Here is a 26,812-nt window from a genome sequence, read left to right on the forward strand (position 1 = left end):
TTTCAAGACATCACCACCGTTTTGGGTCGTTCTATAGCTGGCATTGCTTCTGAAGAGAAGCAGAAGGATTCAAGTACTCGAAGCAGCGCCTCAGTTGTATCAAGTGATGTTAAACAAACCACCCCATTTTCAACCGATTCACGGCGGATGCGGAAGCCGTCTCTAGCCGGCTGCTTTCCCTTTGTTAACGTATTAACTACAAATTGAGCTTTGCCTTCACGGATCGTGCTGAGTAGATCCTGCTCACCGGTTTCTCCTTTATCAATTTTGGCGACAACTGTTGCCCGAATGCCTTCAGCTTCCAAAAGACGTGCGGTTCCTTCTGTAGCCAGAATGTTATAGCCGATATTAGCAAACCGTTTAATAAGTGGGAGCGCTTCTTCCTTATCTTTATCAGCAACGGTAAAGAGAACCGAACCAAATGTTGGAATCGTCATACCGCTTGCCAACAATCCTTTATAAAGGGCTTTTTCTAATGTCTGATCACGGCCCATGACTTCACCCGTTGACTTCATTTCAGGTCCAAGCGTAATGTCAACACTTCTTAACTTTGCAAAAGAGAAGACAGGCACCTTAACAAAAACTTCATCCGGCTCTTGATGATACCCCGTACCGAATCCCTGTGAGACGAGGTCCTGACCTAAAATCGCGCGAGTCGCAATATTAGCCATTGGAACCCCTGTAATTTTACTTAGAAAAGGAACGGTGCGGCTTGAGCGCGGATTCACTTCTAGAACATAAACCTCTTCGTTTTGAATAACAAATTGAATATTTAAGAGGCCGATAATTTTGAGCCCTTTCGCAATTTTTATGGTTGTCTCAATGATCTTATCCTTGACGGTCTGACTCAAACTCTGTGGAGGATATACCGCAATGGAATCTCCTGAGTGAACACCGGCCCGTTCTATATGCTCCATGATCCCTGGAATGTAGACATCCTTGCCATCTGAAATGCCATCCACTTCGACCTCTGTCCCAACTAAGTAACGGTCAACGAGAACTGGATGGTCCGGGTTGACTTTCACCGCATTGGTCATATATTGAATGAGTTCTGCTTCTTTATAGACAATTTCCATCGCGCGTCCCCCAAGCACATAAGACGGGCGAACGAGAACGGGATAGCCGATTTCAGAAGCGATCGCAACAGCTTGCTTAGTTGAGAAGGCGGTTTTCCCTTTTGGACGGGCAATGTCTAAACGCATCATTAACTGCTCAAATTTATCTCGATCTTCTGCCTCATCCATTGCTTCTAGTGAAGTTCCTAAAATTTGGACGCCTCGAGCACTTAACTCGGCTGCTAAGTTAATCGCCGTTTGCCCGCCGAATTGGACGATAACGCCTTTTGGCTTTTCAAGCTCCACGACATGCATGACGTCTTCCACTGTGAGCGGCTCCACATATAATTTGTCAGAGACACTAAAGTCTGTTGAGACAGTCTCTGGATTATTATTAATGATAATCGCTTCGTACCCGCATTCTTTAATCGCCCAGACCGTGTGAACCGTCGCATAATCGAATTCAATTCCTTGACCGATGCGGATCGGACCGGATCCAAGCACGATCACTTTTTCGCGGTCAGTACGAACGCTCTCATTCTCTTCTTCATAGGTGCTATAGTAATAGGGGGTTTCGGATTCGAATTCACCCGCGCACGTATCCACCATTTTGTAGACTGGAAAAAGTCCGGTTTCTTTACGATGATGATAGATCTCTCGTTCATGAACGCCCCAAATGCGGGCAATAGCACGGTCAGAAAAGCCTGAGCGCTTCGCTTTTTCTAAAACTGAATCGTTGTTCCTGTTTTCCGCGAGTTCTTTTTCAAGATCGATAATCGCTTTAATCTTTTGCAGGAAGTAGCGATCAATTTTAGTCAAAGACCAAATCTCCTCAATGGTGGTGCCACGGCGAAACGCTTCTGAGATATAAAAAATCCGCTCATCATCCATTTTTAAGATGCCGTCAATTAATTCTTGATCCGATTTCTCTGCAATCGGTTTTGACCAGAGGTGATCATAACCGGCTTCAAGTGAACGAACCGCTTTGAGAATGGATTCCTCAAAGGTTCTTCCCATGGCTAACACTTCACCGGTTGCCTTCATTTGGGTACCAAGGGTACGATTCGCCGATTCAAACTTATCAAACGGCCATCTTGGCATTTTGGTTACGACGTAGTCAATCGAAGGCTCGAAGCTTGCATAGGTCGTTCCTGTAATCGCGTTTTTGATTTCATCCAAGTGATAGCCAACCGCAATTTTTGCCGCTACCTTCGCAATGGGATAACCTGTTGCCTTAGAAGCAAGAGCGGATGAACGGCTGACGCGAGGATTGACTTCGATAATATAGTAATTTTCACTGTTTGGATTAAGGGCAAGCTGAACGTTACAGCCCCCCTCAATCTTAAGCGCACGGACGATTCTTAATGACACGCTGCGAAGGCGCTGAAGATCGCGGTCAGAGAGCGTTTGAGTCGGTGCCGTTACAATGGAATCCCCCGTGTGAATGCCGACTGGATCAATGTTTTCCATCGGGCAGATCGCAATCGTTCCATCATTCCCGTCACGCATGACTTCAAATTCGATTTCCTTAAAACCCGCAATGCTTTTTTCAATGAGCACCTGATGAACAGGGCTTAGCTTCAATCCATTAGCCGCGATTTCTTCAAGACCTTTTGAATCGTTGACAATACCGCCGCCGGTTCCGCCAAGTGTGTAGGCCGGACGAATAATGAGCGGGAAACCGACTAGATCAGCAAATTCGCGGGCGCCTTCCATGTTATTGATGATCCGGCTTTCTGGTACAGGCTCCCCCAATTGAACCATCAGCTTTCGGAAAAGGTCTCGATCCTCTGCTTGTTTGATCGAAGCTAGTTTGGTTCCGAGCAGTTCAATCCCGTATTCTTCAAGAATCCCAATTTGATCCAGCTCCATTGCCATATTAAGTCCTGTTTGACCGCCAAGAGTGGCAAGAATGCCATCAGGACGTTCTTTACGAATAATGCGGCTTACAAAATCAATATTAAGGGGCTCAATGTAAACGCGATCTGCTGTCTCGGTGTCCGTCATAATCGTCGCCGGGTTCGAGTTGATCAACACGACCTCATAGCCTTCTTCTTTTAGAGCTCGACAGGCTTGTGTTCCGGAGTAATCGAATTCTGCCGCTTGACCAATAACAATCGGCCCTGACCCGATGACGAGTATCTTTTGAATGTCTGTGCGTTTAGGCATGGAGCACCCCTACTTTCTTTTTTGATTCTTCGATTAACTGCTTAAACTCTTCAAATAATGGACGAGAATCCTCTGGTCCAGGTGACGCTTCAGGATGGAATTGAACACTGAAAGCTGGAAATTCTGTGTGCTTCAACCCTTCGATCGTCCCATCATTAATCGCTACATGTGAGACGCGCAAGCCTGTCCCGCTTAAAGACTCTGGATCCACCGTGTAGCTATGGTTCTGTGACGTCATATAGAAGCGCCCTGTATCCAAATCTTTTACCGGGTGGTTACTGCCGCGATGACCAAACTTCATTTTCTTCGTCGTCGCCCCGCTTGCTAAAGCAATGAGCTGATGACCGAGACAGATCCCAAAGAGCGGTACTTTACCAAGAAGCTCACGAACGGTTTCGATCACATGAGGAACGTCTGTTGGGTCTCCCGGTCCATTTGTTAAAAGAACGCCGTCCGGATGGAGATGTAAAATCGCTTGAGCGGGTGTTGTATGCGGGACAACCACAATATCAAAACCCGTCTTCAACGCTTCCCGAAGAATCCCTTTTTTCATTCCAAAATCCATGATGACCACTCGCTGTCCAAGCCCTGGGCTGTTGTACTCGACTTTGGTCGAAACTCGAAAGACTTGGTCGGTAGGAAACGATGTCTCACAAAGCTCCGCTGCCACACGTTCCGGATCCGCATCCATGTCGCAGAGACGGCCTTTTAGCGTTCCAAATTCTCTTACAAGTTTGGTTAAGCGGCGTGTATCGATTCCGGCAAGACCCGGAATCCCTTTTTCAACGAGCATGTCATGCAGAGAGTATTCACTTCGCCAATGACTAGGTACTTGCTCGAGTTCCTTTACAATCAATCCCGCAACCGCTGGAGAAATGGATTCAAAGTCATCACGATTGATTCCGTAGTTACCAATAAGCGGGTAAGTGAGTGTCACAATTTGGTCGCAGTAAGAAGGGTCAGACAAAATTTCTTGATAGCCTGTCATCCCTGTATTAAAGACCACTTCTCCTTGCCGAAGCTCAGAGCTGCCAAAGCCTTCCCCTACAAAAAAAGCACCGTTTTCTAAGATGAGCTGTCGTTTCATACACTCACACGTCCTTTCTCCCATACGATGTCCCCTTGATAGATCGTAAGTGTTGGCCAGCCTTCCAGTTCCCATCCAGCAAATGGGGTATTTTTCCCTTTGGACAAGAAATGAGCCGGGTCTACTGTTTGTGTTTCTTCTAGGTCAATGACAACGAGGTCCGCTTCCCCGCCAATCTCTATTTTTCCATAAGGCAGATGAAAGGCTTCTGCCGGCTTATTTGTCATGCGCTCTAGCAATTCAGAAAGAGAGAGCACTCCTTTTTTAACCAAGTGCGTATAAAGGAGCGGAAACGCCGTCTCTAGTCCAACGATCCCGAATGGCGCCTTTTCGATCGGCAGCGCCTTTTCGGAAGCGGCATGCGGGGCATGGTCCGTTGCGATAAAATCAAGCGTGCCGTCCAACAAGCCTTCGATTAAAGCCTCGCGATCCTCTACCCCTCTTAATGGTGGATTCATTTTATAATCTGTATCTATGCTTGGAATATCGGTATCTGCAAGCAATAAATGATGCGGGGAAACCTCTGCCGTAACGCGAATCCCTGCTCGTTTTGCGTCCCGAATCACTCGTACCGATTCTTTTGTACTGACATGACAAACATGATAATGGCAATCCGCCGCTTCAGCCAGCAGCACGTCACGAGCAATTTGAACAGATTCAGCGATATTAGGAATCCCTTTAAGGCCGTTTTTCCGAGCAAACTCCCCATCATGGACGGAACCGCCGAAGACGAGTGAGTTATCCTCACAGTGAGCGACAATCGCGACATCTTCTTTTGCCGCCTTTTGCATGGCTTCAAGCATTTTCCCAGCCGTTTGAACGCCGACCCCATCATCTGTAAAAGCAAAGGCACCTGCCTGTTTTAAAGCGGCCAAATCATTCACTGTCTCACCTTTTAGCCCTGCTGTAATCGAACCATAAGGGAGAACTCGGACAGCCGCATCCTTTTCAATCCGTCTCATCAAATCATCTACGGCTTCTACGGAATCTGGAATGGGATTCGTGTTGGGCATTGCCGCAACCGTTGTAAAACCGCCCTTTGCTGCTGCCTGTGTTCCGGTCTTGATGGTTTCCTTATGTTCGCCACCCGGCTCTCTGAGATGGATGTGCAAATCGACAAGACCAGGCGCGAGAAGCTTTCCTTCAAGGTCTATAACTGCATGGTCGGATGAGTCAATGGACTCACCGATCTCGACAATCCGGTTTCCTTCAATCAAAACGTCTTGTTGTTTAAGCTCTTTGTTTAGTAGAGTGAGCCCATTTGTAAGTAGCATCCCCATAATTTTCTGCCTCCCTTTGACTTAGAACCCAATTCAATACAGCCATTCTTGCGTAAACGCCGTTCTCTATTTGTTTAAAAATACGGGAACGCGGCCCTTCAACAAGCGTGCTATCTATTTCAACGCCGCGATTGACCGGTGCCGGATGCATAATGATGCTTCCTTTTTTCATCGTTTTCTCGCGTTCTATCGTTAACCCATAAGCTAGATGATAATCGTCTTTATTAAAGGCTTTTGTCCCGTTATGCCGTTCATGCTGAATACGCAGCAGATTGACAACGTCTGCTTTCTTTATCGCTTCATCAACAGGTAAATAAATACCTGGGAAGTCATTGTTTTGCCACTCTCTCGGACCAGAAAGAATGAGATTAGCCCCCAATCGTGAGAGGATCTTGGCATTAGACCTGGCCACACGGCTATGCCTTAAGTCACCAATGATCGCGACCGTTAACCCTTTTATCCGGTTGAACTCTTCCCGAATGGTCATCAGGTCAAGCAGCGTTTGAGTGGGATGGTCCCCGCTCCCGTCCCCTGCATTAATAATGGAGAGGTTAAGGGTTTCCGCTAAGCCTTCATAATAGCAGTCCTCAGGATGACGAATAATGGCGACTTCCGCTCCAATGGCTTCCAGTGTTTTTAAGGTATCATACAAGGTTTCGCCTTTTTGAACGCTAGAGGTTGTCACATCCACATTTAAAGCTTGAAGCCCCATTCTCTTTTCAGCTACCTCAAAGCTAAATCGTGTTCGAGTGCTGGGTTCAAAAAACAAATTGGCAGCAAATCCAGGCCTTTGAACAGACAGTCTGCCGCTTTTGATCGCTTCAGCCTGATCTAAGATGGCTTCAATTTCAGCAAGTGTTAAGTGCTCTAATGATAATAGATTGGTCATCATGACCCTCCTCTTATATCCCTATCTTGTGTCAGATACTTACGAAAAAACCTCTCAGTCAGCTGACTGAGAGGTTTATCTGGATGGGCAGGGGTAGTCTTCGGCAAATTAGAAATTTCTAAAATTTCTTTTTGCCCATCCTAAGTACCTCCCTTTGTCAGCCTCACAGGACTGCATTTAAAAGGGATCTTTATTCACTTATTAGACTGACTTCATCGGTTTGGTCGACTTCTTGAACCTTAACCGCTACGATTTCATCTTTTGACGTCGGCACATTCTTCCCTGTAAAATCAGGGCGAATCGGCAGTTCGCGATGGCCGCGATCAACCAAAACGGCTAGCTGGATTGAGGCAGGCCGCCCGTGATCCATAACTGCTTCCATAGCAGCCCGAGCTGTGCGTCCCGTGTAAAGCACATCATCCACTAAAATAACTTTTCTTCCATTAATATTAACAGGTAAATCGGCACCCTTTATATGCGGCTCACGGTCCTCTGTTCGAACGGTGAGGTCGTCTCGGTATAATGTGATATCCAGTTCTCCCACATCAATAGGATGGCCTTCGATTTGCTGAATCCGTTCAGCAATTCGTCTCGCAAGGTACACCCCTCGAGTTTTAATCCCAACCAATACAAGATCCTGAACACCTTTATTTCGCTCAATCACTTCATGAGATAAGCGTGTAAGTGTACGTCGGATCGCCTGTTCATCCAGTATAACTTTTTCCACCGGCACCCACTCTTTTCATCTTAAAATAGAAAAACCTCTCTCACATCTGCGAGAAAGGTTATGAGGATCCATCCTAGTAAGCTGTGCCTCAAGTAGGAGAAATCCTATTGCTACAGCAAGCTTATATCATGACCTTTCTCAGCCTCACGGGACCGAATTAAAAGGAAGGCTATTCGATTCATATTCCTTAATTATTATTTCAAATAGAAGAAGGACTGTCAACCGTTATTTCGAAGTTCAGTCAAAAGCTGGGTCATATCCTCAGGAAGAGGAGCAGAAAAATGCATGTCTTCCCCCGTTGATGGATGCACGAAACCGAGCTCCCTAGCATGTAAGGCTTGCCCATCAATCGCGAGCGTTGATTTCGGCCCATACTTAGGATCACCGGCTATCGGATGATTAATGTAAGCCATATGAACGCGAATTTGATGTGTTCTTCCTGTCTCAAGGCGGCAGCTTGCTAGTGAATAATGAGAAAAACGCTCTTCAATTTGAACATGGGTGACCGCATTCTTACCGTTTTTTAGATTGACCGCCATCTTTTTGCGGTCTTTTTCGTCACGCCCAATTGGAGCATCGATGGTCATTTTATCATGCATCGGAACACCATGAACAATCGCTTGATACACGCGTTCGGTTGTCTTAGCTTTTAATTGAGCGGCAAGAGATTGGTGAGCGCGATCATTTTTTGCTGCGACCATGACACCTGATGTATCTTTATCGATTCGGTGAACAATCCCAGGACGCATGATTCCATTAATACCGGATAAGTCCTGACAGTGGAAGAGCAGCGCATTGACGAGCGTCCCCGTATAATGGCCGGGAGCCGGATGAACAACCATCCCCCGAGGTTTATTAATGACAATAACATCCGCATCTTCATACAAAATGTTAAGGGGAATATCTTCTGGAAGAATGTCTGGCTCCTCCATATTAGGCATCTGCCATTCCACTCGGTCCTCCATTTGAACCTTATAATTAGGCTTGACTTGCCCTTCATTGACCCGGACATGACCTTCTTTAATTAATTTTTGAATCATTGTTCGCGATAGATCCTCGAGCGACTCGCTCAACACTTTATCGAGACGCTCTCCATTTTCAGTTTCCGTAATAATGAGTTGGTTATCGAGTGTTTCTTCGTCCATAATCACTTCTCCTTCTTGCTGTCTACGATCGAGTAAATCAATAATAAGACAGCCCCAATACATAAAGCCGAATCCGCTAAGTTAAAAATAGGATAACTATAAGATCCGATATAGACATGAATAAAATCCACAACTTGTCCATGCAACAAGCGGTCGATAAAATTGCCGAGAGTCCCGCCAATAATTAGCCCTAAAGAAGTTCCTAAGAGCGGCTTAAAGCGGCCAAGTTTTTGCATATAATAAATGACAACCACAAGCACGACAATAGAGATGATATAGAAGAAGAGCATTCTTCCTTCTAAGATACTCCAAGCTGCTCCTGAATTTCTGAGTGACGTAATATAAAAGACATTCGGAATGATGGGGATATTATCTCCCACATTCATAGCGTGAGATACAACATATTTACTGATTTGATCTAAAAGTACGACAAAAATAGCGAGTGCATAATATATCATCTCGTTCTCCTCCTTAGCCTTCTGCTTTAAAATTTTAGCATATAAGTAAGAAGAAGACGAACAAAGATTCAAATGGATTCCCCATAAGCCCATAAAACAAAGAAAGTAGCCGACTAACTCGGTTTTATTCAAACTAAAAAGCGAATCAAAGAGCGGTCGCCTAATCGGAATGGGCCATCATTGCGTTAGTTTTATTTCAGGCGGCCAATGAATGATGCCTTGCTGACTCCATTTTTAGTTATTGCCAGAATGAATAGGCGGAGAATTTCCGGCTATTGTTAAAAATGTCGACTAAAAAACGAAAATAGGCGGAGGTTTTCCGCTTAACAGATCTAAATGAAGACAAATTCATGGCTTTGAATACGTATAAACGGAATAACTCCCCTTATTTTTATGAAAATTGGAGTGTCTCTTCATTTAAACGGAAATCTTCCGTTTATTTTTCAAGCACCTTTTAGCGGATCGGGATCCGTTGCTCTCTCTATGTAACGAGGAGTAACTCCTCGTTGTCAATCCATCGATTCATCTGAATAGGGGTCTTCTTCGGCTACATTTTCCTGGTTCATCCATTGGTCATATTGGATGTTCTTCACATACTGGACATTCTCATCACCGGTATACCCTTCAATTCCAGTAGCGCCAATGGCTTCAACTAAGGAAACATACCCTAAGCCATCATAACTGTCCATAAGAGATGAGCCATCATAAGTCATGCCGGATTGGTTATACGCGGCAACAAGGTCATAAGCATTTTGCTCATTGAACTCCGTTTCATCAGAACCTGTATAATACTCTTTCTCCATATCCCGAAGGACTTCTTCTTCAATCGGGCGATCATGATTAATAAAGGTATTGGGTGAGTTTTTCTTAACCGTCCTGGCTGTGGGAAGCGCTTCGAGGCGTTCATACGGGATCGCCTCACCTGTTTCCTCATCGATTCCATAGGTCCCTTTTTCCATTCGCTCTAAGGCAGCGTCAATGTCCTCAAGCTGTTCTTCGCGCATTTGTTTTAAAACCATGTCTTTTTCACGTTCATATAAAGCAGTCGCCTCGTCAGCGGGGTGATTATCGTACTGAGATAATTCTCCAGAAGCCGATTGAGAGGCATAGCCCTCATCCATTCCAAATTCTTCTGTGACTTTGAACTCATGCAAAATCTCTTGCTTTTCTTTCAGTAGCTCTTGTTTGAGCTTGTCATATGAATAGGAATCCATTCCTGTCGCCTCCTTCCTTAGAGTGAGAAATCTCACTGCTTATAGTGTTTGAAAAGTCCGTGTCACTTAGACCCATAAATAGTTGTCAAATCACTCAAAGCTTTACCACCATTTCCATTAGAAAAATATTGGCTCGCGCCATGCCCTTCTACTTTGGTCGATTTTCTTTATGTATATAAAAAAGGCACCTGGAAAAATCCAAGTGCCTTTGGACTGCGATTATTTGACTGTCTCTGCACAACGGTCACAGAGGTCGGGGTGCTCTGGATGAGCGCCAACACTTGGCAATACCATCCAGCAACGTTCACATTTTTCACCTTCAGCCGGTTGGACGACAACTGCCACATGTTCCGCTTTTTCAGCTTCTTCTGGGGCTTCTGAATAAGTCCCGCCAAGAGTGACTTGTGAAACGATAAACAAGTGCTCTAAGTCCTTTGCGGATTCTAAAAGAGCTTGCAACTCCGGTTTTGGATAAATCGCAACAGCTGCTTCAAGCGATTTTCCGATCACTTTTTGATTACGCGCCACTTCCAACGCTTTTAAGACATCATCGCGAACCTCGATTAAAGTTTCCCATTTATTAAGGAGACCTTTTGGATCTTCGACGGTGACGGCTTCAGGTAAATCACTTAATTGAACATACTCTTCTTTCTCACCAGGAATGTAGCTCCACACCTCTTCAGCCGTATGAGGGATAATCGGTGTTAAAAGCTTGGTAAGGGTAACAAGCGTCTGATACAAAACGGTTTGGGCCGAACGTCTTGAACGGCTGTCTTCAGCATCCGTATAGAGTGTATCTTTTGCAATATCCATATAGAAAGCACTTAGATCAATTGTACAATAATTATGGATCGCATTATAAACCCCTAAGAATTGATAATTATCGTACGCTTCTCTTACACGATTGGTCAGCTGCTGGAGCTTCAGCATCATGAATTGATCCATTTCAGTTAGTTGATCAAATTTTAAACTATTTTTTGCAGGATCAAATCCGTTTAAATTCCCAAGCATAAAGCGAAGTGTGTTACGGATTTTACGGTAAACTTCTGCGACTTGTTTTAAAATGTCATCCGATACACGTGCATCCGCCGTAAAGTCCACTGATGAAACCCAAAGGCGAATAATGTCCGCACCGAGATTCTTCATCACTTTGATTGGATCAATAACATTACCGACGGATTTACTCATTTTGTGGCCTTCCCCGTCTAACACAAAGCCATGACTAATGACTTGCTTGTAAGGGGCTTTCCCTGTTACAGCCACACCTGTTGATAAGGAAGAGTTGAACCAACCGCGGTATTGGTCAGATCCTTCAAGATAAATATCCGCTGGACGAACTAGATTCTCACGCTGCTCAAGAACCGCTTGATGGGATGAACCTGAATCAAACCAAACATCCATGATATCCGTCTCTTTGCGGAAGATGCCGTTTGGACTGTGCGGTGATGTGAAGCCTTCAGGAAGTAAGTCCTTTGCTTCACGCTCAAACCAAATATTTGAGCCATGCTCACGGAACAGGTTGGAGATATGATCGATCGTTTCAGGTGTCAAAATCGGCGTTCCATCCTCCCCATAAAACACAGGAATAGGCACACCCCAAACACGTTGTCTTGAAATACACCAATCTTCTCGGTCACGCATCATGTTATGGATGCGAACCTCACCCCAAGTTGGGAGCCACTTCACTTCCGTAATAGCTTTTAAAATTTCATCGCGGAAATCTTTGATCGACGCAAACCATTGTTCAGTCGCGCGGAAGATGATCGGTTTCTTTGTCCGCCAATCATGCGGATAGGAGTGCGTGATAAAATCAAGCTTGATCAGGGCACCGACTTCCTTTAGTTTGTCCGTGATCGGTTTGTTCGCTTGATCATAGAAGAGGCCTTCAAATCCAGGAGCCTCATCAGTCATAACCCCTTTTTCATCAACCGGGCAAAGAACATCTAAACCATATTTCTTCCCGATAATAAAATCATCTTCCCCGTGTCCTGGAGCTGTATGAACACATCCTGTACCGGCTTCAAGCGTCACGTGGTCACCGTTGATTACTAGTGAGTCACGGTCATAGAAAGGGTGTCTGGCCACAGCACGGTCGATTTCACTGCCTTTAAAGGTCTTGAGCACCAAGGCACCTTCCCAGCCAAACTGCTGCTTAAGATCCTCTAGGAGACCTTCAGCGACAATGTATTTGTGATCCGCTACTTGAACAACAACATAATTGAATTCAGGGTTAACGCTGATCGCCACATTCGCAGGAATGGTCCAAGGCGTTGTGGTCCAGATGATGATTTCCTCATCCCCAGCGAGCAAGTCCCCGTGTGCTTCTTTTAGTTTAAACGCGACATAAATAGATGGAGAGCGCTTATCTTGGTATTCAATCTCGGCTTCTGCTAAGGCTGACTCCGAGGTTGGCGACCAATAGATCGTTTTTTTATCTTTATAGATATACCCTTTATTCGCCATTTCTCCAAACACTTTAATTTGAGCAGCTTCATAGGAGTTATGAAGCGTGACATAAGGATTTTCCCAGTCGCCTCTTACCCCTAAGCGTTTAAATTGAGTGCGTTGACGGTCGATTTGTTCCAAAGCATAATCCGCACAAAGCTTACGGAATTCCGCAATGGACATCGATTTACGATTAACCCCTTTTTTCGCGAGCGCTTGTTCGATTGGCAGACCATGCGTATCCCAGCCGGGAACATAAGGCGCATAAAAACCAGCCATTGATTTGTAACGAACAATCATGTCTTTTAAGATTTTATTTTCAGCGTGACCAATGTGAATATCACCATTCGCATATGGCGGTCCGTCATGTAAAACAAAAGTTGGTTTCCCTTTGCGTTTTTCTAAGCTTTTTTGATAAAGATTGACTTGATCCCATTCCTCTTGCATCTTAGGCTCTTTTGTAGGAAGCCCCCCGCGCATTGGGAAATCCGTCTTCGGCATTAACAATGTGTCTTTGTAATCCATTTTCTCTCCTCCAAACCTTCCTAGTCCGTTCCAACCATTTGGTTAATTAAACAGCAAAAAACCTTCCGTCCAAAAAAGGGACGGAAGGTCCGTGGTACCACCCTAAATGCTTTTTTTGAAAAAAGCCACTCGGAATTCGTAACGTGAATGACCCGCTATTGTCTACTCAGGACGTTATACTTAGCCCTTTCGGAATAGAGCTCAAGGGTGATATTCAGCCGGTCTCTCTGATTGGGCTCTCACCATCCCCAATTCGCTGAAACTGTTCAATCGACTTACTGTCCCTATCACAGCTAAATGACATTAATATTTTTTAAGTATATGAAAAAAGAGAGAGAGTCGTCAAGTCCTGACTCGTTTATCTGCTTTGTTAATCACGATAACGCGTTGCAAATTCAGATGAATCATGTTCTTGTAACGCCTCGTCCTCAAATGGCTCTGATAACTTATCCCAATCATCATTCCTTAGTAATTCGAGTTGCGCCTCGATTAGCATACGAAAGCGTGTGCGGTACACTTTCGCCTCTTTTTTCAGTTCTTCTATTTCCAAGGAAATTTTCCTTGATTTGCTCAAGGCTTCATTAATGATCCGGTCCGCATTCTTCTCAGCTTCTTTGACGATTAATCGCGCTTCCTTGGTGGCATGCTGCTTCACATCTTCTGCCGTTTCCTGAGCCACTAAAATGGACTTATTCAATGTATCTTCAATGTTTGAAAAGTGGCTGAGCCGTTCTTCTAATTTTTGATTCTTTTCTTCTAAATTCTTTTTATCTCGAATAAGGACTTCATAATCCTTAATAATTTGATCAAGGAAATCATTCACTTCATCCTCATCATAACCTCTAAATCCACGTGTAAACTCCTTATTGTGTATATCTAAGGGTGTTAATGGCATAGATGCCACCTCCAATTTTCTTTCAATCAATTTTACCATGTAAATTTCGACAAATGTAGAGATTATTCCTGCTTCTTTTCAAAAAGAATTTTTTTATGAAGATAAGCATCGGTCAGATTATGCCATTAACGCCGCGCGAGCCCGTGAATCTCTCTTATTTAAGTTGACCAAATGTCACCCATAAATTTCCCCGCCGTGTTTCTCCATCAATGGCAATTAATCGACTTCTGCCAAAACCGCGTACGGATAAGTCGTCACCTGGGGTTAATTCATAGGATGGTTTATCAATCACTTTCCAATTCACTTTAACACGCTCTCCTTTAACAAGGTCCACTGCCTTTGACCTGGTTAACCGATAAATTTCGGCAATGACCACATCAAGCCTTAAAGAAGGAACAGAGCCTTGACGCTCCTCCCATTCGACTTGAGGAGGTTGAAAATCATCCCAAGAACATGGTTCACAAGTAACCGTTGCTTTTCCGACTTGATTCAAATTAAATCGTACATAATCACCAATCTCTTCAGCGACAATAAATTGGGCGCCGCTTTCCGTGATAAGCACATCCCCAAATTTTTCGCGCTTAAGTCCAAGCCCCATTAGTGACCCTAAAAGATGACGGTGCTCAATCGTTACAAATTTGGCAGGATAGTTCAACTCATAGAGTGCCACCTTGAAGTTTCTTGAGAGGTCATCTGAATAAGGGGGTAGAAACAAGGCGCGTTTTCGCTCAGCTTCTTTATAGCCTCCCCAAAAATCAACAGTTAGCTCACCATCAGCTGGAACTAGAGCTCTTACAATTTCCTGTTGTCTAGGATCTAGAAAGTCTGTCAATTTCGGTGTATAACGTTCCAACACTTTATTGCGCGTATCCATCATCGCATCAATAAAGGGCCGCTCTTCCTCTCTGAAATGCTGATAAATAGACACTTCAGGTCACCCCGTTATATTTTGAATAATAAGCGGGAGATTAGCCACTCCAAGCTGCGCGAGCCATAGCACAAAGAAAGCGGCCCAAGGCGAAATATCAATCATACCAAGAGGAGGAATAATGCGACGAAATGGTTCTAAATAAGGCTCACAAAGCCTGGCAAACAGTTGTCCAACCCCAGACTGCCGAATATTTGGTACCCAAGACATAAAAATATAAATAATTAAAATCCACCAATAAATCCTTAAGATGTCTGAAACGATCGACGTGATTAAGTACAAGAACACCCCTCACCTTCACTTTATTAAACCAATCCCGTTTTTGAGCTTACCCGAGACTGTTCCTTTTCAATGATTTATAACATGCTGTTCAATATGTTCAATAAAGTCACCGTTAAGATTAAGATTGTCCAGAGAACCTATAAAAACGAACGGTCTAATTTTCTGGATAGTCCCTTGAGAAATATGTATCGCTCCGCTAAGAAAGTCAAGAAGACGAGTTGCTTCCTCAATCGGAAGTTCTTTAATTGAAAAAACCACCGTTTTATGATCCTGCAAGTGATCGGTTATCTCTAAAACATCATCATAATGGTTAGGAACCAGCCAAACAAATTGCTGAGTCGATTGAACACGCTTGAAATCAATGACATTATTTAGTTGAGGCTTCTTTAATTCTTTCTCGGACTTAAAGGATACAGCCCTTTCTTCATAGTCAGAAGGCTCGTTTCCTTTATTGACGTCTGAATACTCCTCATCCAGATCAAAAAAGCGCTTAAATGCAGCTCTTAAACCCATTCGCTCCTCCCCTTTACCATTCTTTTCCCACAAGTGCAGTCCCTATTCGTATATAAGTTGCGCCTTCTTCAATTGCCACTTCAAAATCATTCGACATGCCCATCGATAATTCTGTGCATGGCGCATACGGCAAATTCAATGAAGCCACTTCTTCTTTTAAGTGTTTAAGCCGGCGAAAAATAGCTCTTAATTCTTCAGGATCTTCAATCAATGGTGCCATCGTCATTAAGCCGACAACACGAATTTTTGAGAACGCCGACAACTCTTTCACAAAGGGAATTGTCTCCTCTGGCAACATTCCGTGTTTTGACGCTTCACCGGAAACATTCACCTGAACAAAACAATTCAAAGGCTTATCGGCCCTCTTATCAATCTCCTTCGCTAAAGACAATCGGTCGAGGGAGTGAAGATAGTCAATCGTTGAAATAACTTCTTTCACTTTTCTTGTCTGAAGCGAGCCAATAAAATGCCAAGTAACTGCATTTCTCCCAATAGCCTGTTGCTTTTCTAAAAGACCTTCGGCACGATTTTCGCCAATGTGCTGAATACCGTTTTCGATTGCCGCTTTGGCGGTCTCAACACTCACATATTTCGTTACCGCAACAAGATGAACCTCTTCTAGTTGCCGTCCCGCCTGTTGACAACTGGATTCGATCCGATTCAGTATGGTTTGATACCGTTCTGGTAAATTCAGAGCGTTCACCCCCTTTTAATTCCAATAAAACCAAGCATTCTGCCTGTTTTCCCCTCTTCTTTGCGATGAGAATAGAAAAGGTCCGTACGACAGCTTGTGCAATAAGTCGTGGTATGAATATTTGATTCAGGCACTCCATATTTTTCAAGGATGCGAAGGTTCGTGAGCTGAAGATTAAGCTGATAATGGCCGTCAGATGACGGGGCCACCAACTCATGATGATCCAAGTCCGAAATAGAGTTAATTTCATCGATCACCCGATCATCCACTTCGTAACAGCAAGAACCGATCGAAGGTCCAATAATGACATCAATCTCCTCTGGCCTTATAGAAAATTCAGTCTGCCATGCGCTGATCATGTGACCCGCAATCTCACCAACTGTCCCTCTCCATCCTGCATGAGCGATTCCAATGACTGATAGGTCTTTCGCTATAAAATAAAGCGGGACACAGTCCGCAAAACACGCAACGAGCAATACATTTGCGTCTGTTGTGTATAGGCCGTCCGTTCCTGTAATAGCGGTGTCCAACTCATAAGCGCCCTTAGAACGATCCGCCAAGGTCACCTTTTCAATCTGATTGGCATGCACTTGTTCAGCTGCTATCCAAGTTTCTAATGAAAAACCGAGATCCTCTGCCAGCAACTGACGATTCGCTAAGACATGCTCCTTGTTGTCACCGACATGAAAACCCATATTATAACGCGCATAGGGTGGTTCACTATATCCCTTCTCACGCGTTGTCATACCGATAACAAGCTGTGAGCCACCTGAGCGGTAAAGGTTGGTCGACACTGTTCCTTCATTTTTTATAAAAAAAGGGTCCTTTCCCATCTCAACACTCCCTATAAGTACACATGACTCCAATTATTATTTTACACTAATTCCATGGCCAAACCAATACACGAATCACGTTAGAAGATAGATAGATCAGGTGCCTCCCTAAGTTATCCGTTCGAACCTGAACAAGCAATAAGTTTTCAGGCAGAAAAAAAAGACCGTAAATGGCCTTTTCAATTTGATTGTTAAATGATTAGTGCGGGGACTTATGAACGCTCTTCTTTCCCATGGTAGTCTTCAGAGGATGTCGAATAAAACCGGACAAGAATGACGTCATCGCCAATTCTGACGATATTTCTCCAAGGAATAACCACATCGTTTTCTCTTCCCAATAGACCGAGCATTTTACCTTGACCAGGAATAATGAGATTATCTATTTTTCCAGTCGTGAGGTTCACATCCAAATCACCAATATGCCCCAGTCTTTTTCCGTTTTCTACATTCACAACTTCCTTTGCTTGAAAATCTGATATTCTTGCCATGTACCTGTCCACCCTTCCCATCTATTACTTTTACTATTTATATGGGGTCAAGGGTCAAAAAAGACATCCCAACTAACAAGTATTCTCTTGTTTTGGCCAACCTTCTTCAATTTAATGGCTTATTATGAAATAATCCGACCCAATCGCGGGGTACAACTCGCATCAGTCAGCGAGAGTTGTCCCATTTTTGGGTCGGAACCTTTAACTTTTTATATTTCGATTCATCTCTTTAATAGCCGCTTTCTCAAGCCGAGAGACCTGGGCTTGGGAAATACCAATTTCCTCAGCTACTTCCATCTGGGTTTTCCCTTGAAAAAATCGCATTGAAAGGATGTTCTTTTCTCTTGCATTAAGTCGTGTCATCGCCTCTCGCAAGGCAATTTCCTCAATCCATTGAAGATCTTTTGTCTTATCATCACTAATTTGATCCATAACGAAAATGGGATCGCCGCCGTCATTATAGATAGGTTCAAACAGAGAAACGGGATCTTGAATCGCATCCAAAGCAAAAACAATATCCTCAGTCGGAACATCTAATTGCTCAGCGATCTCAGCTGCCGTTGGTTCTCGAGAATTCTTTGAGATTAACTTTTCCTTGACCTGCAATGCCTTATAAGCGATATCTCGCAAGGAGCGAGAGACACGGATCGGATTGTTATCTCTTAAGTATCGGCGAATTTCACCAATTATCATTGGTACCGCATAAGTCGAAAATCTAACGTTTTGACCCAAATCAAAATTATCAATAGATTTCATAAGACCGATACATCCGACTTGGAACAAATCATCGACGTATTCGCCACGGTTGTTAAATCTCTGAATGACACTTAAGACAAGTCTTAAGTTGCCGTTGACCAATTTCTCACGTGCAAATTCATCCCCATTTTGCATTTGGACAAAGAGCTCTCTCATCTCTTCATTTTTTAAAACAGGGAGTGTTGCGGTGTCAACGCCACAAATTTCAACTTTGTTGCGTGCCATTTGATTCCCTCCAATCGGAGTGTTTACAAAGTAAAGTATCTCCGATGGAGGAAATTTTATGCATCTGAATATCTCACATGAAGCATCTGTCATTATTCTAAATCGTTAAACCATTTTATTAAATTCCTTCTTGAGTCGCTTTATAATTCGTTTCTCAAGTCTAGAAATATAGGATTGGGAAATGCCTAATTGATCCGCCACATCCTTCTGAGTCTTTTCTTTGCCGCCTGATAAGCCAAATCGCAATTCCATAATCTCCTTTTCCCTGTCATTCAATAAAAGAATCGCTTTTTTGAGCAGGCTTCGGTCGACTTTCTTCTCCATATCCCGTGTAATAATATCTTCATCCGTCCCCAAAACATCAGACAGCAATAATTCATTCCCATCCCAATCCACGTTAAGCGGTTCGTCAAAGGAGACTTCTGACTTTGTTTTATTATTTCTTCTTAAGTACATGAGAATTTCATTTTCAATACACCTAGAAGCATAAGTAGCAAGCTTAATTTTTTTCTCCGGGTTAAAGGTGTTAACGGCTTTAATTAAACCAATTGTCCCAATACTGATAAGGTCTTCGATATTGATTTTGGTATTCTCAAATTTTCTCGCGATATACACGACTAAACGAAGATTTCGTTCGATCAAAGAAGCACGGGCTGATTCATCACCCTTCGTTAATTTAATCAACAACTCCGCTTCCTCATCTTTTGACAGAGGAGGGGGGAGCGCCTCGCTTCCACCAATATAATAAACGTCATCTGGTTTTACTTTAAATACCTGTAAGACCTTCGTATAGAGTTTCAAAAAAAATAGACGTATCTGTCTCATTGACTCACTCCCCTTTTTTGATGTTAGCTCTTTGTTTTTCCACCTTCGTCGTCCAGTCAACTCCCTAACTTAGAAAGTTAATACTCGGGATCTAACCGCCTAAAAAGGTCAGATAAGTTCAACTAAACGTTGTCTCCTGAGATTTCATTTCCACTGAATGACGTACATTTAAGCAGCTGTTCCGAGTTGAACCATATCCGGATGCAAGATACAGTTAAAGTCATTTTCCAAAGAGAGTTGATGATCTGTCAATGCGACTATCACCTTTTTACACTTTAGATGCCCTTTTGAGGACCTGAGATCCACATAATCAGGTTTCAGAGCGAGTACCGTTCGATGTTCACCGCTCACTCCTCTATAAGGAATGACCGTTAATCGATTCACCCAATCAGCAGGCAGTTTGGTGTCTGTTAGCACCTTCATGGGATCGTCCTGCAAATTAAGCTGAGGGAGATACTTTGCACAAACACTTTGGCTGACGAACATTACTGGAGATTGGCTGATCGGATGACGTAATTGGTTACCTGTATCCACTATGCCGACTGCTTCTATAATCGTTTTACCAATTTTCACTCTTACCTCAATGCGTTCCTCTGCCCGCCACTTTCGTATAACAACATGTTCCAAGCGTTTTTTTGAGAACCACCACAGGACCGGAAATCCAACTAGAATGAAGACCCAGCTCAGCGGATCCCCGTATTCAAAGGTACTTAGCTGAATACCTTTAACATAGAATGATTGAGACTGAAGAAAATAATGAAGCGCAAAAAGACCGCCTCCAACCATAAAAGTGACGAAATAAAACATCCCAAAGGCCTGCAAGAAAAGCGCGGGTCGGTGATACCCAAAGACGATCAAAACAATGATTGCTGAATACACGAGTTTACCTATCGGGTTGTAAGCAATCACACCAAGAGGAGTAAAAAGCAAAATGACAATTAAAGAAGCAAAGAAGCCGCCTAAGAAGACGCGCCACTTTCGAACAGGACGCTTTAGAGCAACCGAAGTTAATAAGATCAACATCGTATCGATGAATAAGTTCATCAGCCAGACGACATCGAGATAGACCTTCATGACTTCACCCGCCAAAGGTTTTGCCATAATTATAAAAGCTCATCCATGAGATGTCTGTCGTTTCTTGACACTCATATTCCTGTTATTTTGAAGCATTTTGTCGTATCCAAACCGAGTCAAGCCTCCCTTGTTACGCCTAAGTTACCGAATAGCTTTTTGGGAGGCGGGGCAGGTGGGAAGCGGGGAGACGTATAGCGGATTCTCGTTACACCTCTTTCATTTTTGTGTAACGACGATTCCCTATTCGCTCAAATCGAGGGCTTTTTGGCGTCATAGCGGATTCTCGTTACACCTCTTTCATTTTTGTGTAACGACGATTCCCTATTCGCTATAATCGAGAGCCTTTTTGGAGGCATAGCGGATTCTCGTTACACCTCTTTCATTTTTGTGTAACGACGATTCCCTATTCGCTCAAATCGAGGGCTTTTTTGGAGTCATAGCGGATTCTCGTTACACCTCTTTCATTTTTGTGTAACGACAATTCCCTATTGGCTCAAATCGAGGGCTTTTTGGCGTCATAGCGGATTCTCGTTACACCTCTTTCATTTTTGTGTAACGACGATTCCCTATTCGCTCAAATCGGGGGCCTTTTTGGAGGCATAGCGGATTCTCGTTACACCTCTTTCATTTTTGTGTAACGACGATTCCCTATTCGCTCAAATCGAGGGCCTTTTTGGAGGCATAGCGGATTCTCGTTACACCTCTTTCATTTTTGTGTAACGCAAATTCGCTATTGGCTTGAATTAGAGGGTGATTTCTGGAATAACGGTAACGAGCATTCTCTATTCTCTCGTATTAGGGGCATTTTGGAGACTATTTGAAAAAAAGCCGGCTCAGTTAGTCATTTTCGTGACTTCCTGAGTCGGCCTGCTTTTTTGAACCTTATTATTAACGGCGACGCGTACGATTTCTTAAAAAGGTTGGAATATCTAGTTGATCCTCAGCCTCTGCAGCAGGAGCTGGGTTAGTTCGAGGGGCAGGCTCCTGTTCTTCTCTTATAGGCTGTTGACGAGTCTTTGTTCCAAAAGATTGGCGTTCAGTTCGTTGATTTTGAACAGGACGGCGATTCTCATTTTCTTCAAATCCAGTGGCAATCACCGTTACGATAATCTCATCTTTTAATTCTTCGCTAATGACAGAACCGAAAATCATGTTCACTTCTTGATCTGCCGCGGTCGCTACGATATCCGCCGCTTCATTCACTTCGTATAAGCTTAAATTATTTCCACCAGTAATGTTCATCAAGACCCCTTTAGCTCCATCGATTGATTTCTCTAAAAGAGGGCTGGAAATCGCCTTTTTGGCTGCTTCAGCCGCACGATTTTCACCAGTAGCTACACCGATAGCCATTAAAGCAGAACCGCCTTCTGTCATAATGGTTTTAACGTCGGCAAAATCAAGGTTAATAAGACCTGGAACCGCAATCAGGTCGGAAATCCCTTGAACCCCTTGACGCAATACATTATCGGCTTCACGGAATGCCTCAAGCATCGGTGTATTTCGATCGACAATTTCAAGGAGACGATCATTCGGAATCACGATGAGGGTATCCACTTTTTCCTTTAGATTTTCAATCCCGCCTGTTGCTTGTGAAGACCGTTTTCTCCCCTCAAACGTGAACGGGCGAGTGACAACACCCACCGTTAAGGCGCCGATGTCCTTTGCTATTTCGGCAATAACAGGCGCTGCTCCCGTACCCGTACCACCGCCCATTCCGGCCGTAACAAAAACCATATCCGCACCACTTAAGAGGTCTTCGATTTGATCACGGCTCTCTTCAGCCGCTTTTTTACCAATATCAGGATTGGCTCCAGCACCTAATCCTCTTGTTAGCTTCTCACCTAATTGTAATTTTATCGGGGCCTTTGACAATTTTAATGCCTGTGCATCTGTGTTAACGCATATAAATTCAACACCTTGCACACCATTCTCAATCATTCGATTAACGGCATTAGAGCCGCCGCCACCGACTCCTATGACCTTTATCTGTGCAAGCTGTTCCATTTCCATCTCATACATGCTTTCGTTCCTCCTATATATAAAGTGCCGTAAATGTTTAGTCGAAGAATAATCCGAGCCAGTCTTTCACTCTTTTCGTGACGCCACTTTTATCTTTAAGTGGCTTGTCCGAGCTCGAGGCCGGACGTTGTTTTGCAGCAGAAGGAACTTTTTGTTGGTGCTCCACCTCAACGGCTTTAACCAGCTCCTTACCTTGTACTTTTACGTTATGATAAGCAAATTTGATTAAACCGATTGCCGATGTATACTGCGGTTCGCGTACTCCTATATAATCAGGAATCGCTATGCGAACATTATTTTGGAACTCATGCTGGGCCAGTTCAATGACGCCTGGCATAGCCGTGACTCCTCCAGTTAGAATGAGCCCACCTGGCAGATCCAGGACGCCCATGCGGCCCATTTCTGCAGCAACTAGCTCAAAGATCTCGGCAACCCTTGGTTCAATAATATAAGCTAAATCCTGCTGGGTAAAGGTTTGTTTGCTGGTTCCGCCTAACTTCGAGACTGAAAATGTCTCTTCAACGGATGCCTGATCTATGAAAGCATGTCCATGTTTTAGCTTTATTATCTCTGCTTCTTCAGTGGGTGTTCGAAGGCCAATGGAGATATCCTTAGTAATATGGTTACCTCCAATTGGTAAAACAAAGGTCGACATGAGGATTCCTTCTTCAAAGTAGGCCACATTGGTCGACCCTCCTCCGATATCGAGTAAAAGAACCCCTAAGTTTTTTTCATCACGTGTTAAGGCAATTGACCCTAAAGCAAGAGGCTGTAAAACCACATCCAGCACATCTAAGCCCGCTTTCTCAACACATCTTAGCAGGTTATGCAAAACGGTCTTGGACCCGGTTATGATCGTGCCTTCTACTTCTAAACGCACCCCCACCATACCGCGGGGATCTTTTATTTCTTCAAGGCCATCCACAATAAATTGATGAGGGATGCAGTCAATAATTTCTCTTTCCGGTGCAAGCGGAATGACTTGTGCGGCTTCAAGCACTCTGGCAATATCTTCATTGCCGATCTCTCGGTTAGGACTTGAAACAGCAACAACCCCATGACAATCTTGCAGTTGAATGTGGTTGCCCGTAATTCCCACTACCACACTTCTAATCTTCATCCCTACCATTCTTTCAGCTTGTTCGACAGCCTGTTGTATAGAATGGACAGTATCATCAATATCTATAATAGACCCTTTCTTAATTCCACTTGACTCCGATTTCCCTATTCCGATGACGTTTAGAGAATCACCCGTCATTTCGCCGATGACGACTTTAACGGTGGATGTACCGATGTCTAAGCTTACATAGATGTCATTGCTGTTCATTCTATGGCACCTCCCTCATCCCTGATTTGATCTATTCTGAATTCATCAGCGTAATATTTTTTAAATCCTAAAGAGGTATTCAACATAATAATACTTTAAACCTTCTTTTTCATAGATTTCTTTCAAAAAAATATGTAAAAAAAGCCTAGAACACTCAAATAAGAGATTTCTCCTTTTCTTTCTTTCGGTCTCGCCATCTAACAATACCAATTCTTCTTATTATAGCAATATTATTAAACAAACGAACACCAAAAGCAAAAACAGCGGCTAAATATAAGTCTACACCAAGTTTGACCCCTAGAAAAGCTAGTCCTGCTGCTAAAAAAATATTAAAAAAGAAACCTGAAACAAAAACAAGGTTATCATACTTATGCTCAAGCTGTGCCCGAATCCCACCTAATAGCGTATCAAATGCAGCAAGAACCGCGATTGATAGGTAATTCGAATAGGCTTCTGGAATGGAAACATTTGAGAAAAAGCCCAAAAGGATACCAATGATAAGCCCTAACAGAGGGAGCCACATTATGAAGACCCTCCTTTCGTCAGTTTAAGCGAATTGAATTGAATGGGGTCATTATAAGCTGGTAACGTAATGGAAGGCTTAACAGTGACTTCAAGCGTTAAACCTGCGCGGGCAAAATCATCAAGAACCGAGGAAGACTCTAACTCTTTCTTTAACTTATTGGGGTCATCCGAAAGAACCTCAATATTAAAAGGAGGCTGCGGCAGTTTTTGATCATTGATCAGTAAGTCATCATGCACCATGCGAATCGGTGAAATATTAATAATCCGCTCATCGGAAACCGCTATATCTGTTGCACCATACTCATTCAACACATTGATCAAATTTCTCATCATCACATCGGTCACACTATCACTGTCAAAAGGATCATTTCCTTCAATAAGTTTCTTTAATTGAATGAGATCCCCTTTTCCAGTTTTAGCTGTTACCCCTGCTTGCACCTTTTGCTGCTCCAGTTCTTCTTTCATCGCCTGTAGTTTATTATCGGTTTGTGAGTTTTCATATTTAGTTAGAAGCTGCTCTGCTTGAGACAATTGATTATTTAAAGTGATATGTTCTTTTTGTGCCTTTGCAAGATCGGATTGAAGTTCAACGATGTCTTTTGTATCCTTTTGTTTAGGATGACTGATGGTTTTAAATTGCAAAATGACCATAAATCCAAAAAACAATGCTACAATGGCGAGGGATAGACGTTCTCTCTTAGATGTCAATGAATATTCCCCCTCTACAATAATGGGTCCAGCGTCAAACTGTTTACTTTTTCCACGCTCACATCAATTCCTCGTTCGATAAGCGTCTCAACGACACCGCCTGTCATATTAAGGCCACTCATTAACAAATCGGAATCGCCAATGGCACTAATGACGAATGGCGCGCTATGACGTTCGCCATCCACCTTCACAACAGGTCCAACACATTCTATATAAGAATGGGATGAAAAGCGTTGCCCATTAATAGCAATCGCTTCAGCACCAATGGCATTCAATTCATAGATGACTTCCTGTATATCTTGTTGGTGAACAATGTAGTCATTAGGATCAGTCCCATTAGGAACATAGTTCGCATCCGAGAGAACAATTTTGACCCCCGGGCCCGATACTTTAGTTTGACCATTTAACATTCGATATTTAGTCAAATCCGTTACCAGCTTGCCGGCAGTTGTTTTTTGCTTGGCCAAGTTTTCTTCATTTGTTTGAATTTTACCCCTGACCTTATTTAGCTGATTTTGCAGTGAGCGATTCGAGTTTTGTTCTGAAATGATCTCATCTCTAAGTTCCTTCTCTTGTTGATACTGCGCATTCGCCGTACCATTTTCTATATGATGGTTTTTAACATATTGATAAGAATAGGCGAGGATAAAACCCGTGACTAATAAAATGAGAGAGAGGATAATTTTATTCCCCATTAGTCTCTCCTCCATTAGCCTGTTTAGCTGCCGTACTTGGACTCCAATAAGCGCCTACTCTTAGCTGGACAACCCCTTTTTGATTGTCAGGGAGATTCGCTAAAATGCTTGGGTACAGTTTCATTTTTGCAGCCAAAGTGGGAATGTTCGCTAGTGCCTGATGACCGTCATTTAAATACAGAGTGATTCCCTTTGGATAGAGGGCTGACGGTGTAAAATCAATTTCTGAAATATTATATAGAGTGGTGGCATTCATTTTTGACAGCTGCTCGGTTAATGAGCTCATCACCTTTCCTTCCTTAAACCCGATAAGGATTGGCGCATGAACTGGAATGACATTCGAAAGCTTACCAGACATGAATTGACCGTTAGCTAAAACCGGCTTGTACGAATTCTCCGTTTTCAGATAAGCAACCCTTTTATACTCCATTACATTGAGATCGACTCGCCCGCTCAAAAAGTGGGTCTTGACTGTGACCGACTTAATAGATGGGAGGGAGTTCAGATGGGCTAATATCGTTTTTTGATTGACACCCCATATCTTGCTTTTGGCAGTGAGGCCTGAAGCGGCTTTAATCTGAGCCGCGCTGAAATAGCGATTTCCGCTGACATTAATGGTTTTAACATTACTTAATGGCGATTCAATGTAAGTGACAATCAGGAGCAATATAAAAAATAACGTAATATAAAAAACAAAGCGCCGATTGGTCTTTTGTTTTCGCTGCTCTCTTAGTTTCGGTATTCTGTCTTCAAGCTGAATGACCTTTCTGTCACTCATATTCGTTTACTCCTAATCTCATATGTATAGTTTGATCATGACCTGCTAATAAAGATAAACAATAAAAACGACACTTTAAATGTCGTTTTTGTTAAAGTTATAAAATATTATATCACAGGTTTCGCTAGATTTCTTCACCACTTTTAAGGTTTTGTGAGGCATTCAACTTCCCAATACCGTTCAATGTGCTAACAGTTCCGGATGATCGACTTAATTTAGCTGGCAAGGGCAAGAAAATTCATTGTTGTCCTGC

25 protein-coding genes and 1 other annotated feature are annotated in these 26,812 nt (G+C 43.3%); all 25 genes read right to left on the reverse strand.

Annotated elements, in window-relative coordinates; genetic code table 11:
• Positions 1–2 precede the first annotated feature (2 nt).
• The 25 genes from carB to PU629_RS16125 all read right to left on the reverse strand — a co-directional run bounded on the left by carB (position 3) and on the right by PU629_RS16125 (position 26,559).
• Complete coding sequence (gene carB / locus PU629_RS16005; RefSeq protein WP_275281051.1) at positions 3–3,224, reverse strand: carbamoyl-phosphate synthase large subunit; 3,222 nt, start codon at positions 3,222–3,224, stop codon at positions 3–5.
• A complete protein-coding gene (locus PU629_RS16010) occupies positions 3,217–4,311 on the reverse strand; it encodes a carbamoyl phosphate synthase small subunit (protein WP_275281052.1) in 1,095 nt (364 codons plus the stop codon). Before PU629_RS16010 ends, carB begins: the two co-directional genes overlap by 8 nt.
• Positions 4,308–5,591 carry a dihydroorotase gene (locus PU629_RS16015; protein ID WP_275281053.1) on the reverse strand — a complete coding sequence of 428 codons (1,284 nt, stop codon included), beginning with the start codon at positions 5,589–5,591 and terminating at the stop codon, positions 4,308–4,310. The genes PU629_RS16010 and PU629_RS16015 overlap by 4 nt, the downstream gene beginning before the upstream one ends.
• Positions 5,542–6,480 (reverse strand): aspartate carbamoyltransferase catalytic subunit, encoded by a 939-nt coding sequence (locus PU629_RS16020; protein WP_275281054.1) that lies wholly within the window; start codon positions 6,478–6,480, stop codon positions 5,542–5,544. The genes PU629_RS16015 and PU629_RS16020 overlap by 50 nt, the downstream gene beginning before the upstream one ends.
• Positions 6,481–6,670: 190 nt before the next feature.
• The gene (gene pyrR, locus PU629_RS16025; protein WP_481900445.1) at positions 6,671–7,213 is read right to left on the reverse strand and encodes a bifunctional pyr operon transcriptional regulator/uracil phosphoribosyltransferase PyrR; all 543 of its coding nucleotides are present in this window, start codon (positions 7,211–7,213) and stop codon (positions 6,671–6,673) included.
• A 212-nt stretch (positions 7,214–7,425) separates the two neighbouring features.
• Entirely contained in the window at positions 7,426–8,352 is a 927-nt protein-coding gene (locus PU629_RS16030; RefSeq protein WP_275281056.1) for an RluA family pseudouridine synthase, read from the reverse strand.
• A gap of 2 nt (positions 8,353–8,354) precedes the next feature.
• Complete coding sequence (gene lspA, locus PU629_RS16035) at positions 8,355–8,810, reverse strand: signal peptidase II (RefSeq protein WP_275281057.1); 456 nt, start codon at positions 8,808–8,810, stop codon at positions 8,355–8,357.
• A 509-nt stretch (positions 8,811–9,319) separates the two neighbouring features.
• On the reverse strand, positions 9,320–10,024 hold the full coding sequence (locus PU629_RS16040) for a TraR/DksA C4-type zinc finger protein (protein ID WP_275281058.1): 705 nt from the start codon (positions 10,022–10,024) through the stop codon (positions 9,320–9,322).
• 219 nt (positions 10,025–10,243) lie between these two features.
• Complete coding sequence (gene ileS / locus PU629_RS16045; protein ID WP_275281059.1) at positions 10,244–12,994, reverse strand: isoleucine--tRNA ligase; 2,751 nt, start codon at positions 12,992–12,994, stop codon at positions 10,244–10,246.
• A 73-nt stretch (positions 12,995–13,067) separates the two neighbouring features.
• Positions 13,068–13,294: a binding site (T-box leader), on the reverse strand.
• A 70-nt stretch (positions 13,295–13,364) separates the two neighbouring features.
• Positions 13,365–13,889 (reverse strand): DivIVA domain-containing protein, encoded by a 525-nt coding sequence (locus tag PU629_RS16050; RefSeq protein ID WP_275281060.1) that lies wholly within the window; start codon positions 13,887–13,889, stop codon positions 13,365–13,367.
• A 154-nt stretch (positions 13,890–14,043) separates the two neighbouring features.
• Positions 14,044–14,817, reverse strand: a complete 774-nt coding sequence (locus PU629_RS16055; RefSeq protein WP_275281061.1) for a YlmH family RNA-binding protein — start codon at positions 14,815–14,817, stop codon at positions 14,044–14,046.
• A 6-nt stretch (positions 14,818–14,823) separates the two neighbouring features.
• Positions 14,824–15,099: a YggT family protein gene (locus PU629_RS16060; protein WP_275281062.1), complete on the reverse strand. Its 276-nt coding sequence runs from the start codon at positions 15,097–15,099 to the stop codon at positions 14,824–14,826.
• Between the two features lie 66 nt (positions 15,100–15,165).
• Entirely contained in the window at positions 15,166–15,612 is a 447-nt protein-coding gene (gene sepF / locus PU629_RS16065; RefSeq protein ID WP_275281063.1) for a cell division protein SepF, read from the reverse strand.
• Positions 15,613–15,625: 13 nt separating this feature from the next.
• On the reverse strand, positions 15,626–16,306 hold the full coding sequence (locus PU629_RS16070) for a YggS family pyridoxal phosphate-dependent enzyme (RefSeq protein ID WP_275284463.1): 681 nt from the start codon (positions 16,304–16,306) through the stop codon (positions 15,626–15,628).
• Between the two features lie 5 nt (positions 16,307–16,311).
• Complete coding sequence (pgeF, locus tag PU629_RS16075) at positions 16,312–17,139, reverse strand: peptidoglycan editing factor PgeF (RefSeq protein WP_275281064.1); 828 nt, start codon at positions 17,137–17,139, stop codon at positions 16,312–16,314.
• Positions 17,140–17,351: 212 nt separating this feature from the next.
• Positions 17,352–17,627 (reverse strand): YlmC/YmxH family sporulation protein, encoded by a 276-nt coding sequence (locus PU629_RS16080; protein WP_275281065.1) that lies wholly within the window; start codon positions 17,625–17,627, stop codon positions 17,352–17,354.
• Positions 17,628–17,828: 201 nt separating this feature from the next.
• The gene (gene sigG, locus PU629_RS16085) at positions 17,829–18,701 is read right to left on the reverse strand and encodes an RNA polymerase sporulation sigma factor SigG (RefSeq protein WP_275281066.1); all 873 of its coding nucleotides are present in this window, start codon (positions 18,699–18,701) and stop codon (positions 17,829–17,831) included.
• A 12-nt stretch (positions 18,702–18,713) separates the two neighbouring features.
• Complete coding sequence (gene sigE / locus PU629_RS16090; RefSeq protein WP_275281067.1) at positions 18,714–19,433, reverse strand: RNA polymerase sporulation sigma factor SigE; 720 nt, start codon at positions 19,431–19,433, stop codon at positions 18,714–18,716.
• Positions 19,434–19,601: 168 nt separating this feature from the next.
• Positions 19,602–20,534 (reverse strand): sigma-E processing peptidase SpoIIGA, encoded by a 933-nt coding sequence (spoIIGA, locus tag PU629_RS16095; protein ID WP_275281068.1) that lies wholly within the window; start codon positions 20,532–20,534, stop codon positions 19,602–19,604.
• Between the two features lie 861 nt (positions 20,535–21,395).
• Positions 21,396–22,526 (reverse strand): cell division protein FtsZ, encoded by a 1,131-nt coding sequence (gene ftsZ, locus PU629_RS16100; RefSeq protein WP_275281069.1) that lies wholly within the window; start codon positions 22,524–22,526, stop codon positions 21,396–21,398.
• Between the two features lie 37 nt (positions 22,527–22,563).
• Positions 22,564–23,853 (reverse strand): cell division protein FtsA, encoded by a 1,290-nt coding sequence (gene ftsA / locus PU629_RS16105; protein WP_275281070.1) that lies wholly within the window; start codon positions 23,851–23,853, stop codon positions 22,564–22,566.
• Positions 23,854–24,007: 154 nt separating this feature from the next.
• Positions 24,008–24,376: a small basic family protein gene (locus tag PU629_RS16110; RefSeq protein WP_275281072.1), complete on the reverse strand. Its 369-nt coding sequence runs from the start codon at positions 24,374–24,376 to the stop codon at positions 24,008–24,010.
• Entirely contained in the window at positions 24,376–25,086 is a 711-nt protein-coding gene (locus tag PU629_RS16115) for a DUF881 domain-containing protein (protein ID WP_275281073.1), read from the reverse strand. Before PU629_RS16115 ends, PU629_RS16110 begins: the two co-directional genes overlap by 1 nt.
• Positions 25,087–25,100: 14 nt before the next feature.
• Complete coding sequence (locus PU629_RS16120) at positions 25,101–25,781, reverse strand: DUF881 domain-containing protein (protein ID WP_275281074.1); 681 nt, start codon at positions 25,779–25,781, stop codon at positions 25,101–25,103.
• Positions 25,771–26,559, reverse strand: a complete 789-nt coding sequence (locus PU629_RS16125; RefSeq protein WP_275281075.1) for a cell division protein FtsQ/DivIB — start codon at positions 26,557–26,559, stop codon at positions 25,771–25,773. The genes PU629_RS16120 and PU629_RS16125 overlap by 11 nt, the downstream gene beginning before the upstream one ends.
• Between the last annotated feature and the right edge of the window lie 253 nt (positions 26,560–26,812).

This window comes from Pullulanibacillus sp. KACC 23026, from assembly GCF_029094525.1.
Lineage (GTDB): Bacteria > Bacillota > Bacilli > Bacillales > Sporolactobacillaceae > KACC-23026.

Bases quoted from the DNA above. Each gene is read 5' to 3' on its own strand.
- carB (WP_275281051.1), bottom strand. From the start codon at position 3,224: ATGCCTAAACGCACAGACATTCAAAAGATACTCGTCATCGGGTCAGGG.
- PU629_RS16010 (WP_275281052.1), bottom strand. From the start codon at position 4,311: ATGAAACGACAGCTCATCTTAGAAAACGGTGCTTTTTTTGTAGGGGAA.
- PU629_RS16015 (WP_275281053.1), bottom strand. From the start codon at position 5,591: ATGGGGATGCTACTTACAAATGGGCTCACTCTACTAAACAAAGAGCTT.
- PU629_RS16020 (WP_275281054.1), bottom strand. From the start codon at position 6,480: ATGACCAATCTATTATCATTAGAGCACTTAACACTTGCTGAAATTGAA.
- PU629_RS16030 (WP_275281056.1), bottom strand. From the start codon at position 8,352: ATGGACGAAGAAACACTCGATAACCAACTCATTATTACGGAAACTGAA.
- lspA (WP_275281057.1), bottom strand. From the start codon at position 8,810: ATGATATATTATGCACTCGCTATTTTTGTCGTACTTTTAGATCAAATC.
- PU629_RS16040 (WP_275281058.1), bottom strand. From the start codon at position 10,024: ATGGATTCCTATTCATATGACAAGCTCAAACAAGAGCTACTGAAAGAA.
- ileS (WP_275281059.1), bottom strand. From the start codon at position 12,994: ATGGATTACAAAGACACATTGTTAATGCCGAAGACGGATTTCCCAATG.
- PU629_RS16050 (WP_275281060.1), bottom strand. From the start codon at position 13,889: ATGCCATTAACACCCTTAGATATACACAATAAGGAGTTTACACGTGGA.
- sepF (WP_275281063.1), bottom strand. From the start codon at position 15,612: ATGGGTTTAAGAGCTGCATTTAAGCGCTTTTTTGATCTGGATGAGGAG.
- pgeF (WP_275281064.1), bottom strand. From the start codon at position 17,139: ATGGGAAAGGACCCTTTTTTTATAAAAAATGAAGGAACAGTGTCGACC.
- PU629_RS16080 (WP_275281065.1), bottom strand. From the start codon at position 17,627: ATGGCAAGAATATCAGATTTTCAAGCAAAGGAAGTTGTGAATGTAGAA.
- sigG (WP_275281066.1), bottom strand. From the start codon at position 18,701: ATGACAGATGCTTCATGTGAGATATTCAGATGCATAAAATTTCCTCCA.
- sigE (WP_275281067.1), bottom strand. From the start codon at position 19,433: ATGAGACAGATACGTCTATTTTTTTTGAAACTCTATACGAAGGTCTTA.
- spoIIGA (WP_275281068.1), bottom strand. From the start codon at position 20,534: ATGGCAAAACCTTTGGCGGGTGAAGTCATGAAGGTCTATCTCGATGTC.
- ftsZ (WP_275281069.1), bottom strand. From the start codon at position 22,526: ATGTATGAGATGGAAATGGAACAGCTTGCACAGATAAAGGTCATAGGA.
- ftsA (WP_275281070.1), bottom strand. From the start codon at position 23,853: ATGAACAGCAATGACATCTATGTAAGCTTAGACATCGGTACATCCACC.
- PU629_RS16110 (WP_275281072.1), bottom strand. From the start codon at position 24,376: ATGTGGCTCCCTCTGTTAGGGCTTATCATTGGTATCCTTTTGGGCTTT.
- PU629_RS16120 (WP_275281074.1), bottom strand. From the start codon at position 25,781: ATGGGGAATAAAATTATCCTCTCTCTCATTTTATTAGTCACGGGTTTT.
- PU629_RS16125 (WP_275281075.1), bottom strand. From the start codon at position 26,559: ATGAGTGACAGAAAGGTCATTCAGCTTGAAGACAGAATACCGAAACTA.